We start from the raw sequence: 11,471 nt of genomic DNA, 5'->3' as shown, positions 1-11,471 counted from the left end.
AGACGCAACAAAGAGAAGGGGTGCCCCTCATCAGAGGGGCACCCCTTCCGCGTATCAGAGACGCTTACGGAAGCGCCAGCATCCGCTCAAGCGCCAGCTTCGCGAACTGCTCCGTCTCCCGGTCGACCTCGATCCGGTTGACGAGGTTGCCCTCGGCCAGCGACTCCAGGGCCCACACGAGGTGCGGCAGGTCGATGCGGTTCATCGTCGAGCAGAAGCACACCGTCTTGTCGAGGAAGACGATCTCCTTGCCCTCGTCCGCGTAGCGGTCGGCCAGGCGGCGGACCAGGTTCAGCTCCGTGCCGATGGCCCACTTGGAACCGGCCGGGGCCGCCTCCAGCTTCTTGATGATGTACTCGGTCGAGCCCACGTAGTCCGCGGCAGCGACGACCTCGTTCTTGCACTCGGGGTGGACCAGGACGTTGACGCCCGGGATGCGCTCGCGCACGTCGTTCACGGAGTCCAGGCTGAACCGCCCGTGCACCGAGCAGTGGCCCCGCCACAGGATCATCTTCGCGTCCCGCAGCTGCTCCGCGGTGAGCCCGCCGTTCGGCTTGTGCGGGTTGTAGACCACGCAGTCCTCGAGCGACATGCCGAGGTCGCGGACGGCGGTGTTGCGGCCCAGGTGCTGGTCCGGCAGGAAGAGGACCTTCTCACCCTGGGAGAAGGCCCACTCCAGCGCCCGCTTGGCATTGGACGACGTACAGATGGTGCCGCCGTGCTTGCCGGTGAACGCCTTGATGTCGGCCGACGAGTTCATGTACGAGACGGGCACGACCTGCTCGGCTATGCCCGCATCGGTCAGCACGTCCCAGCACTCCGCGACCTGCTCGGCCGTCGCCATGTCGGCCATGGAGCAGCCGGCCGCGAGGTCCGGCAGCACGACCTTCTGGTCGTCGCTCGTCAGGATGTCGGCGGACTCGGCCATGAAGTGCACGCCGCAGAAGACGATGTACTCGGCCTCCGGGCGCGCGGCGGCGTCCTTGGCCAGCTTGAAGGAGTCACCCGTGACGTCCGCGAACTGGATGACCTCGTCGCGCTGGTAGTGGTGGCCGAGCACGAAGACCTTGTCGCCGAGCTTCTCCTTGGCCGCCCGGGCGCGCTCCACCAGGTCCGGGTCGGACGGCAGGGGCAGGTCGCCGGGGCATTCCACGCCGCGCTCGCTCCTGGGGTCGGCCTCACGGCCGAGCAGCAGCAGTGCGAGCGGCGTCGGCTGGACGTCGAGCTCCTGACGGGTTTGGGCGGTGGTCACGACACGCACCCTTTCTTTTCTGCGGCTCGCTTGGATCGGTTGGATCAAGCGGGATTGCGGGACTGCAGCCTTTTCGTCGAAATGACGCTATCTATCATAACCGGTTCACGTCAGTTTGACGATGGCCATCGCGTCGATGTGACGCATTCCAAGGAGGCCGCCTGAAGACCACCCCGGGGTTGCCCGGTGGCCGCCTGGCGGTCACCCGGCCGGCCGCCGGCCGACTGTCCACAACGTCCCATGCCGCTTCGCAATTCCATGTGCGAGCATGAGGAGAGCAAGCGAAGGACAAGTCGAAGACAAGCACTCGGCCCGGAATGAATCCGCGGCCCCGCCGGTTGCAACCGTCGGCAAGCAGTCTCCGTACAACCCGGGAGAGATGTAGATGTCCGTATCGGACGAGACCACCACCGTCACCGACGGCATCATCCTGACCGACGCCGCCGCGGCCAAGGTCAAGGCCCTGCTCGACCAGGAAGGCCGCGACGACCTGGCGCTGCGCGTCGCCGTTCAGCCCGGCGGCTGCTCCGGCCTGCGCTACCAGCTCTTCTTCGACGAGCGCTCGCTCGACGGCGACGTCGTCAAGGAGTTCGGCAGTGTGAAGGTCGTCACCGACCGGATGAGCGCTCCTTACCTGGGCGGCGCCTCGATCGACTTCGTCGACACCATCGAGAAGCAGGGCTTCACGATCGACAACCCGAACGCGACGGGTTCCTGCGCCTGCGGCGACTCCTTCAGCTGAGCCTCCGCTCCGGCCGTACCGCGAACGATCCGGCCGGACGAGGACCACGAAAGGGCGGCGGCACCCCGTACAGGGGGCCGCCGCCCTTTCGCGTCCGCCGAAGTCCCTCGCGTCCGCCGAAGTCCCTCGCGTCCGCCGAAGCCCCTCGCATCCGCCGAGGGCTTCGCGTCCCCCGAGGCGCTTCGTATCCGCCGAGGCCGCCAAAGGCTGCCGTGGGCCGAGGCGCCGCTACTTCCGCGGCACCGTCTCGCCACCGGTCGCGTCCACGACCTTCCGGTCGCCGAGCGGCTGCTCCAGCGTCACCGTCTCCTTGAGCTCCTTTGCGATCATGATGCAGACCTTGCCGGGCTCCTGCGGCGTCTCGGTGACCGTCACGGTCACCTGGGCCGCGCTCTCGCTCGCCGACGCCGAGTAGTCGCTGCAGACGCCGCCCCAGAAGTGCAGCGTCAGCGACCGCCCGTCCGCGCTGTACGACTCGACGTGCACGCCCCGCGTGGTGCTGCCCGACTCGTCCTCGCTGTCCGGAGTGCTGGGCCGCGGGCTCGGTTCAGCCGGCTCCGGGCTGAGAGGCTCCGGCGCCTTCAGGTACTCGGGGTCCACCGCCGGATGCGTGATCGTGAAGCTGTCCTCGGCGCCCTTCGGCCGCGCCTCGAAGAGCCAGGACGGCACGAGGGTCTGCCGCCCCTCCACAAAGTGCACCGCGAGCCCGAACGTCGCGTCCCGCACGGCGACGGTCCTCGGCACGGCCGGGGAGGCGGTGCTGTCACACGGCGCGTCCTTCGCGTCCTGCCCCTCCAGCGGTACGGCGCTGGCGCAGCCGCCGATGCCGACGCGCCCGCCGCCCGTGGCGGACCTGTTCAGCAGTTCCAGCGTCTTCTGGGCGCTGATCAGGGGATACGTGTCGCCCTTCACCGGCTTCTTCAGCTGGCCGCTGCCGCCCACCACCTGGCCGTCCGCGCCGACCTGGATGCCGGTCGACCAGCCGTACGTCGGCAGGCCGCCGACCTTCGGGTCCGCGTTGACCACGCGTACCGCCCCCATCAGTTGACGCGCGTCAAGCTTCGCGTCGTCCTGGCCGAGCGCTTTCAGCACGGGAGCGGCGGCCTTCTTCGCGACCTGCTCGCTGACCGCGTCGCCTTCGCCGCCCGGGGCAGTGCCGGTGCACTGCTTCGCGGCGCTCTCGCAGTTGTCGCTCGCCCCGGGTGCGTACCGCGAGAACGTCCAGGAGCCGGGTGCCTGCTTGGTCACCTGCAGAGACGGGCCCGAGCCGTCCTTCTCCGGGCCCAGCTTCCAGGCCCCGGCCGACACCTTCGGAGTGCCCTCGACGCCGAGCGCCTTCGCCAGTCGCGTCACCTCGGAGGCGCTGATCTCGCCCTGCGCGCGGTACACGGCGGCCGCATCCGGTCCCTCGGGCAGCTTGCCGGTCGCCCGGTACGCCGGACCGTTCGGGTCGGGCTCACCCGTAGCGATGCCCTCGCCGGGGCTCTCGGTATAGCCGTCCAGTGCGAGCGGGGGCGGATTGCTGCCGTCTCCGGCCGGGGCACCGGTCTCCGTACCGCCGCCACCGCCGCCGGATGCGGTCGCGGCGAAATACGCCCCGCCGCCACCGGCCAGCAGCACTGCGGCCGCGACCGAGGCGACGGCCAGCGGGTTACGCCGCCGGCGCGGGACGGCCGCGTCGTTGTCGGGTCCGTCGGTGCTCACCGCATCGCTCCTTCGACTTCACTGTCGTCCCTGGAGCCCCTCTGGCCGGCCGGAATCGAGGCCGGACCGGGGGAGGGTCGTAGTCCGCATCCCCTTCACGGGGGACAGCGATGGGACGCAGCGGATGAGCGGGCGGTTCCCTCCCCGTCGCTTGGGTGTCGCTCGGTTCCGTTCCGTGTCGCTCGGTCGCCGTAAGCCGTCGCTCAGTCGCCGTAATCGGACATCGCGTCCAGCAGCCGCGCGGACTTCGGAGGTACGACGACACCATGGATATGGGACGGCGGCACGGGCCGCGGAGCCTCCTCGGCGGGCGCCACCCAGTGCGGCACCATCCGGGCGCAGTCGCCGCGCAGCGAGGCGAGCCCCCCTTCGAGGTCGAGCGGACCGTCGAGCGGAGCGGATTCCCTGACCTTGAAGTTCGTCATAACGGAACCGTAAGCAGCGCGAGCCTCGGCGACAAAGCCCTACTATCCGGTAGTTTTGCCACTTCAGCACTGGTGCGCGAACCCGGTAGCGTGAAGCCAGCGCCCACCGTCGCCCACCACCACCTTGCCGAGAGCGCCTGAACGCGCTCCCATCGAATCCCGCAGGAGCGTGTCCTCGCCGTGCGTATCGCAGTCACCGGCTCCATCGCCACCGACCATCTGATGACCTTCCCCGGCCGCTTCGCCGACCAGCTTGTCGCCGACCAGCTGCACACGGTCTCTCTCTCGTTCCTGGTCGACGCCCTCGACGTACGCCGCGGCGGGGTAGGCGCCAACATCTGCTTCGGCATGGGGCAGCTCGGCACCAAGCCGATCCTGGTCGGTGCCGCCGGGGCCGACTTCGACGAGTACCGGGCCTGGCTGGACCGGCACGGTGTCGACACGGCCTCCGTCCGGATCTCCGAGATGCTGCACACCGCCCGCTTCATCTGCACCACCGACGCCGACCACAACCAGATCGGCTCCTTCTACACGGGCGCGATGAGCGAGGCCCGGCTGATCGAGCTCAAGGCGGTCGCGGACCGCGTCGGCGGCCTCGACCTGGTACTGATCGGCGCCGACGACCCGGAGGCGATGCTGCGCCACACCGAGGAGTGCCGCAGCCGCGGCATCCCCTTCGCCGCCGACTTCTCGCAGCAGATCTCCCGCATGGACGGCGAGGAGATCCGGATACTGCTGGACGGGGCCGCATACCTCTTCTCCAACGAGTACGAGAAGGGGCTCATCGAGTCCAAGACCGGCTGGACCGACGCGGAGATCCTGTCCAAGGTCGGCCACCGCGTCACCACGCTCGGCTCGCGGGGCGTGCGCATCGAGCGGGACGGCGAGGACCCGATCGAGGTCGGCTGCCCCGAGGAGGAGGTCAAGGCCGACCCGACCGGCGTCGGCGACGCCTTCCGCGCCGGCTTCCTGTCCGGCCTGGCCTGGGGTGTCGGCCTGGAGCGGGCGGCCCAGGTGGGCTGCATGCTGGCGACGCTGGTCATCGAGACGGTCGGCACGCAGGAGTACCAGCTGCGCCGCGGCCACTTCATGGACCGCTTCACCAAGGCCTACGGCCACGAGGCGGCAGTCGAGGTCCAGGCGCACCTGGCCTGATTCCTTAGAGCTCGGGCCTGGGCCGGACCAGGTTGCAGCGGCTCAGCTCAGGCGGCGTACGACGTACGCCGCCCCCCGCTCGGCCGGTTCCTCGCCCACGTACTCCTGCCCCCGCATCTCGCACCACGCGGGAATGTCCAGGCGCGCCGCCTCGTCGTCGGCGAGGACGGTGACGGTGCCGCCGACCGGCACATCACCGATCACCTTGGCCAGCTCGATCACGGGGATCGGGCAGAGCTTGCCGAGGGAGTCGACGACGAGGGACGCCGATCCGGTGCCCCGGGCGGCGGCCTCGGGCGCGCCCAGCTTCCGGCGGACGTCGGAGACGACGCCGGGCAGCACGTCGAGGAACCGCTCGACGTCCTCCTCCGGCGTCCCCAGCGGCAGCGACACCCGTACGTTGCCCTCGCTCAGCACGCCCATCGCACGGAGCACATGGCTCGGGGTCAGCGTGGAGCTCGTGCACGACGAACCGGACGACACGGAGAACCCGGCCCGGTCCAGCTCGTGCAGCACTGTCTCTCCATCGACATAGAGACAGGAGAACGTCAACAGATGCGGCAGTCTGCGCACCGGATCGCCGACCACCTCGACGTCCGGCACCAGCTCGGGCACCCGCGCGCGGATCCGCTCCGTCAGTTCCCGCAGCCGGGGGGCCTCCGCGGCCGCCTCGGCCCGTACGGCACGCAGCGCGGCCGCGGCCGCGACGATGGCCGGGATGTTCTCGAAGCCCGCCGCGCGCCCCGACTCCCGCTCGTCCGGGGGCCCTTGGGGCGCGAACCGGACGCCCTTGCGCACGGCGAGCAGCCCGACGCCCGCCGGGCCGCCCCATTTATGGGCGCTGCCGGTGAGCACCGACCAGTCGCCCGGCGCGGGACCCCACGTCAGCGACTGCGCCGCGTCCACGAGCAGCGGCACCCCGGCATCCCGGCACGCCTCGGCCACCTCGGCGACCGGCTGTTCGGTCCCGACCTCGTGGTTGGCGGACTGCAGACAGGCCAGCGCCGTGTCCTCGCGCAGGGCATCGGCGTACGCCTCCACCGTGACCGACCCGGCGCGGTCCACCGGCACTTCGGTCACCGTCCCGCCCGTGCCCTCGTGGGTCGCGGCGGCATGGAGCACCGACGAGTGTTCGACGGCTGACACGACGAGATGACGTCCGGCGCGTCGGCGCCCGGCCAGCACCCCCGCGATCCCGGAGTGCACCGCGCGCGTACCGGACGAGGTGAAGACGAGCTCGTCGGGGCGGCATCCGACCGCCTCGGCGGCCGCCTCGCGCGCGGCGTCGAGCAGCAATCTGGCGCGCCGCCCCTCGCGGTAGAGCCGGGCGGGATCGGCCCACCCCTCGTCGAGTGAGGCCTGCAGGGCCTGACGGGCGACGGGGTGGAGGGGAGCCGAGGAAGCGGCGTCGAAGTAAGGCACGTAAACACGCTAACTCCTGTGCCGGAGAGGGCGTCAGGCCATGCCCGGAGCAGGGCGTTCCGGGGGTCCCGCCCGTGGCGGATCCGCAGTCCAGGCAGGGTCCCGCAGAGGAAACAGCACTCCTTCGGGGAGTCGGGCGGCGCGTTGGGCACCCTCCCCGCGCGGCCCAAAAAAGCGTCCAGTAGGGTTTGGTCCGCATAAACATCCAAACCCCTGCCCGACGCAGGGCGGCGACCGACCAGCGAGAAGGCCGCAGCCAACAGCGCGGGCGAGACTCTCGGGAAGGCGCTACGTGAGTCCCAACGGCTCCGACCGCTCGCCGCGGCGCCCGATGCGGCGGAAGCTGCTGCAGGCACTGACTGCGGGCCTGGTCCTGGCGACCGCCACCGGTTGCACATACAAGGACTTCCCCCGCCTGGGTATGCCCACCCCGGTCACGGAAGAGGCTCCGCGGATCCTCTCCCTCTGGCAGGGCTCGTGGGCGGCCGCGCTCGCCACGGGCGTGCTGGTCTGGGGTCTGATCCTGTGGAGTGCTTTCTTCCACCGGCGCAGCCGCACCAAGGTCGAAGTTCCCCCGCAGACCCGGTACAACATGCCCCTCGAGGCGCTCTACACCGTGGTCCCGATCATCATCGTCTCGGTGCTGTTCTACTTCACCGCACGCGACGAGTCGAAGCTCCTCGCGCTCTCCGACAAGCCCGCTCACACCATCAACGTGGTGGGCTTCCAGTGGAGCTGGGGCTTCAACTACGTCGAGAACGTGCCGGGTTCGACGGGCAACGCAGCGACCGACGAGAACCTGGACGCGATTCCGCAGAAGTTCAAGGACGACTTCCCGGCCAACGCCGGCGGTGTCTACGACGTCGGCATCCCGGGCGACGAGAACCCGCAGACGAAGAACCCGGGCCCCACCCTGTGGCTCCCCAAGGGCGAGAAGGTCCGCTTCGTCCTCACCTCGCGTGACGTCATCCACTCCTTCTGGGTGGTGCCGTTCCTCATGAAGCAGGACGTCATCCCGGGCCACACCAACACCTTCGAGGTGACCCCCAGCCAGGAGGGCACCTTCCTGGGCAAGTGCGCCGAGCTCTGCGGCGTCGACCACTCCCGGATGCTCTTCAACGTGAAGGTCGTCTCTCCCGAGCGCTACCAGCAGCACCTCGAGGAACTCGCGGAGAAGGGCCAGACGGGTTACATCCCGGCCGGCATCGAGCAGACGACGCACGAAAAGAACCGCGAGGTGAAGACCACGTGAGCATCCTCAACGAACCCCAGGGTGCCGCAGCAGCCGAGTCGTACGCGAACGAGCTGCCGGTACGCAAGAAGCAGCCCGGCAACGTCGTGGTGAAGTGGCTGACGACCACCGACCACAAGACGATCGGCACGCTGTATCTGGTCACGTCGTTCGCGTTCTTCTGCATCGGCGGTCTGCTGGCGCTGCTCATGCGCGCCGAGCTGGCCCGCCCAGGCACGCAGATCATGTCGAACGAGCAGTTCAACCAGGGCTTCACGATGCACGGCACGATCATGCTGCTGATGTTCGCGACGCCGCTGTTCGCCGGATTCGCGAACTGGATCATGCCGCTGCAGATCGGCGCGCCCGACGTGGCGTTCCCGCGGCTGAACATGTTCGCCTACTGGCTGTACCTGTTCGGCTCGCTGATCGCGGTGGCCGGCTTCCTCACCCCGCAGGGTGCGGCCGACTTCGGCTGGTTCGCCTACTCGCCGCTGTCCGACGCGGTCCGCTCGCCGGGCGTGGGCGCCGACATGTGGATCATGGGTCTGGCCTTCTCCGGCTTCGGCACGATCCTCGGCTCGGTCAACTTCATCACCACGATCATCTGCATGCGCGCGCCGGGCATGACCATGTTCCGCATGCCGATCTTCACCTGGAACGTGCTGCTCACCGGTGTGCTGGTGCTGCTGGCCTTCCCGGTCCTCGCGGCGGCGCTGTTCGCGCTGGAGGTGGACCGCAAGTTCGGAGCGCACATCTTCGACGCGGCCAACGGCGGCGCACTGCTGTGGCAGCACCTCTTCTGGTTCTTCGGCCATCCAGAGGTGTACATCATCGCCCTGCCGTTCTTCGGCATCATCTCCGAGGTCATCCCGGTCTTCTCGCGTAAGCCGATCTTCGGTTACATCGGTCTGATCGCGGCGACGATCTCGATCGCGGGTCTGTCGGTGACGGTGTGGGCGCACCACATGTACGTCACGGGCGGTGTGCTGCTTCCGTTCTTCGCCTTCATGACGTTCCTGATCGCGGTGCCGACGGGTGTGAAGTTCTTCAACTGGATCGGCACGATGTGGAAGGGCTCGCTGTCCTTCGAGACACCGATGCTCTGGTCGATCGGCTTCCTGATCACCTTCCTCTTCGGTGGTCTGACGGGTGTCATCCTGGCCTCGCCGCCGCTGGACTTCCACGTCTCGGACTCGTACTTCGTGGTGGCGCACTTCCACTACGTGGTGTTCGGCACCGTGGTGTTCGCGATGTTCGCCGGCTTCCACTTCTGGTGGCCGAAGTTCACCGGCAAGATGCTGGACGAGCGGCTCGGCAAGATCACCTTCTGGACGCTGTTCATCGGCTTCCACGGCACGTTCCTGGTGCAGCACTGGCTGGGTGCCGAGGGCATGCCACGTCGTTACGCGGACTACCTCGCGGCCGACGGTTTCACCGCGCTGAACACGATCTCGACGATCAGCTCGTTCGTGCTGGGTCTGTCGATCCTGCCGTTCTTCTACAACGTCTGGAAGACGGCCAAGTACGGCAAGCCGGTCGGCGTGGACGACCCGTGGGGCTACGGCCGCTCGCTGGAGTGGGCGACGTCCTGCCCGCCGCCGCGGCACAACTTCCTCACGCTGCCCCGGATCCGTTCCGAATCGCCGGCGTTCGACCTGCACCACCCGGAGATCACTGCTCTCGAACCGCTCGGTCACGCCGGTCACGGTGCCAGCGCCATCTCTGTCGAGAAGGAGACCGGCAAGTGAAGATCCAGGGCAAGATGTTCATCTGGCTGAGCGTCTTCATCCTCGTCATGGCGATCGTCTATGGCGTGTGGTCGAAGGAGCCGGCCGGTACCACGGCGCTCTTCCTGGCCTTCGGCCTGTCCATCATGATCGGCTACTACCTGGCCTTCACGGCCCGGCGGGTCGACGCGGGTGCTCAGGACAACAAGGAGGCCGACGTCGCGGACGACGCCGGTGAGGTCGGCTTCTTCAGCCCGCACAGCTGGCAGCCGCTCGCCCTCGGCATCGGCGGCTCGTTCGCCTTCCTGGGCGTCATCTTCGGCTGGTGGCTGCTGTACTTCTCCCTGCCGATCATCCTGATCGGCCTGTGGGGCTGGGTCTTCGAGTACTACCGCGGCGAGAACCAGAACCAATAACACGATCACAACACCGAGGGGCCCGGACACACCGTCAGGAGTGTCCGGGCTCCCTCGTATGCAGCAACGGACACACCCGTACGGGTTACATGACGCGCTCCGGATGACGAAGCTTTCTAGCGTGGGTCCATGAGCCACACATCGCGAATCCGCTCGGTCATAAGCTGCACTGTGCTGGTGGTCGCGTTCGGCGCCACCTCCGTCTCGTGCAGCTTCGACGGCAACCCGCTCTCTGCACAGCCGTTCGACGCAGCGGACCAGATCGTCTTCAACGGACCCTCGGGGAACGAGAAGGCGGACCCCGACAAGCCCCTGGAGATCACCACCCAGGGCGGGTCGGGACGCATCACCGACGTCACCGCCACGGACGCGTCAGGACGCTATGTCCCGGGCGAACTGTCCGCCGACGGCACGCGGTGGCACAGCACCACCCCCCTCGCCGCAGGCACCCGCTACACGGTTCGGGTGAGCACCGAGAACGGCGAGGGCGCACCGGGCCGCAAGGTCCTCACCTTCGACACGGGCCCGGCCGACCAGAAGAAGCGGGTGCAGGTCACCTTCGGGCCCGAGGCGGGAACCTACGGCGTGGGCCAGCCGGTCACCGCCGAGCTCAGCGCCCCCGTGCAGGACAAGGCCGCCAGGGCCGTCGTGGAGCGCGCCCTCAAGGTCGACGCACGCCCCTCGGCGGAGGGCGCCTGGCACTGGGTCGACGACAAGACGCTGCACTACCGGCCCAAGGAGTACTGGGCGCCGGGCACCACCATCGACGTACGCAGCACCCTGGAGGGCATCAAGGTCGGCGACCGCCTCTGGGGCGCGGCATCGGCGCCGCTGAGTCTGACCATCGGCGACCGCCTGGAGGCCGTGACGGACGCCCGGACCCACACCATGACGGTCTACCGCAACGGCAAAGTGATCAACACCATCCCGATCACCACCGGCAAACCGGGCTTCGAGACCCGCAACGGCGTCAAGGTGGTGCTCGAAAAGGCTTACTACGTCCGGATGCAGAGCAGCACAGTGGGCATCGCCGCGGGCAGCTCGGAGTCGTACGACCTGCCGGTCTACTACGCGACGCGGGTCACCTGGAGCGGCGAGTACGTGCACGCCGCGCCCTGGTCCGTGGGCTCCCAGGGATCCGCCAACGTCAGCCACGGATGCGTCGGCATGAGCACCTCCAACGCCTCCTGGTTCTTCCGGACGTTCAACCAGGGCGACATCGTCAAGGTCGTCAACAGCAACGGCAGCGAGATGGATCCGTTCGGCAACGGCTTCGGCGACTGGAACCTCAGCTGGAAGGACTGGCGCGCCGGAAGCGCCGTGCTCGGCGGGACCCCCGACGGCCCCGGTCCGGCGGAAATGGCGCGGCTGCGCCCGGGCGTATGACAACCGCG

At 68.7% G+C, this 11,471-nt stretch carries 10 protein-coding genes; 6 read left to right on the top strand and 4 right to left on the bottom strand.

All coding sequences use genetic code 11. The annotated features are described in order from the left end of the window. Positions 1 to 64 precede the first annotated feature (64 nt). The gene (gene nadA / locus ACSMXV_RS13245) at positions 65 to 1,252 is read right to left on the bottom strand and encodes a quinolinate synthase NadA (protein WP_473177826.1); all 1,188 of its coding nucleotides are present in this window, start codon (positions 1,250 to 1,252) and stop codon (positions 65 to 67) included. Between the two features lie 385 nt (positions 1,253 to 1,637). Here nadA and erpA point away from each other — a divergent pair, with 385 nt between their 5' ends. Then, positions 1,638 to 1,994, top strand: a complete 357-nt coding sequence (gene erpA, locus ACSMXV_RS13240) for an iron-sulfur cluster insertion protein ErpA (protein ID WP_181659496.1) — start codon at positions 1,638 to 1,640, stop codon at positions 1,992 to 1,994. A gap of 228 nt (positions 1,995 to 2,222) precedes the next feature. On the opposite strand, the gene ACSMXV_RS13235 is transcribed toward erpA, so the two are convergent. Together ACSMXV_RS13235 and ACSMXV_RS13230 are read right to left on the bottom strand one after the other, a co-directional pair. Continuing rightward, the gene (locus ACSMXV_RS13235) at positions 2,223 to 3,698 is read right to left on the bottom strand and encodes a hypothetical protein (RefSeq protein WP_473177825.1); all 1,476 of its coding nucleotides are present in this window, start codon (positions 3,696 to 3,698) and stop codon (positions 2,223 to 2,225) included. A gap of 203 nt (positions 3,699 to 3,901) precedes the next feature. Further along, complete coding sequence (locus tag ACSMXV_RS13230; protein WP_181659497.1) at positions 3,902 to 4,123, bottom strand: hypothetical protein; 222 nt, start codon at positions 4,121 to 4,123, stop codon at positions 3,902 to 3,904. Positions 4,124 to 4,303: 180 nt separating this feature from the next. Between ACSMXV_RS13230 and ACSMXV_RS13225 the strand changes: the two genes are divergently transcribed. Continuing rightward, a complete protein-coding gene (locus ACSMXV_RS13225; protein WP_181659498.1) occupies positions 4,304 to 5,278 on the top strand; it encodes a carbohydrate kinase family protein in 975 nt (324 codons plus the stop codon). 42 nt (positions 5,279 to 5,320) lie between these two features. Here ACSMXV_RS13225 and ACSMXV_RS13220 read toward each other — a convergent pair whose 3' ends face one another. After that, positions 5,321 to 6,700 (bottom strand): aminotransferase class V-fold PLP-dependent enzyme, encoded by a 1,380-nt coding sequence (locus ACSMXV_RS13220; protein WP_473177824.1) that lies wholly within the window; start codon positions 6,698 to 6,700, stop codon positions 5,321 to 5,323. A gap of 292 nt (positions 6,701 to 6,992) precedes the next feature. On the opposite strand from ACSMXV_RS13220, the gene ctaC reads away from it, so the two are divergent. From ctaC to ACSMXV_RS13200, 4 genes are all read left to right on the top strand, one after another. Further along, the gene (gene ctaC, locus ACSMXV_RS13215) at positions 6,993 to 7,952 is read left to right on the top strand and encodes an aa3-type cytochrome oxidase subunit II (protein WP_473177823.1); all 960 of its coding nucleotides are present in this window, start codon (positions 6,993 to 6,995) and stop codon (positions 7,950 to 7,952) included. Then, a complete protein-coding gene (gene ctaD / locus ACSMXV_RS13210) occupies positions 7,949 to 9,682 on the top strand; it encodes an aa3-type cytochrome oxidase subunit I (RefSeq protein WP_473177822.1) in 1,734 nt (577 codons plus the stop codon). The genes ctaC and ctaD overlap by 4 nt, the downstream gene beginning before the upstream one ends. Continuing rightward, positions 9,679 to 10,077 carry a cytochrome c oxidase subunit 4 gene (locus ACSMXV_RS13205; RefSeq protein ID WP_473177821.1) on the top strand — a complete coding sequence of 133 codons (399 nt, stop codon included), beginning with the start codon at positions 9,679 to 9,681 and terminating at the stop codon, positions 10,075 to 10,077. Before ctaD ends, ACSMXV_RS13205 begins: the two co-directional genes overlap by 4 nt. 129 nt (positions 10,078 to 10,206) lie before the next feature. Further along, on the top strand, positions 10,207 to 11,463 hold the full coding sequence (locus ACSMXV_RS13200) for a L,D-transpeptidase (RefSeq protein ID WP_473177820.1): 1,257 nt from the start codon (positions 10,207 to 10,209) through the stop codon (positions 11,461 to 11,463). Positions 11,464 to 11,471 lie beyond the last annotated feature (8 nt).

The organism is Streptomyces sp. DSM 42067, from assembly GCF_055792885.1.
Note: the sequence above shows the minus strand (reverse complement) of the source record. Positions and strands in the feature narration are given on the sequence as shown.

Bases quoted from the DNA above. Each gene is read 5' to 3' on its own strand.
- erpA (WP_181659496.1), top strand. From the start codon at position 1,638: ATGTCCGTATCGGACGAGACCACCACCGTCACCGACGGCATCATCCTG.
- ACSMXV_RS13230 (WP_181659497.1), bottom strand. From the start codon at position 4,123: ATGACGAACTTCAAGGTCAGGGAATCCGCTCCGCTCGACGGTCCGCTC.
- ACSMXV_RS13200 (WP_473177820.1), top strand. From the start codon at position 10,207: ATGAGCCACACATCGCGAATCCGCTCGGTCATAAGCTGCACTGTGCTG.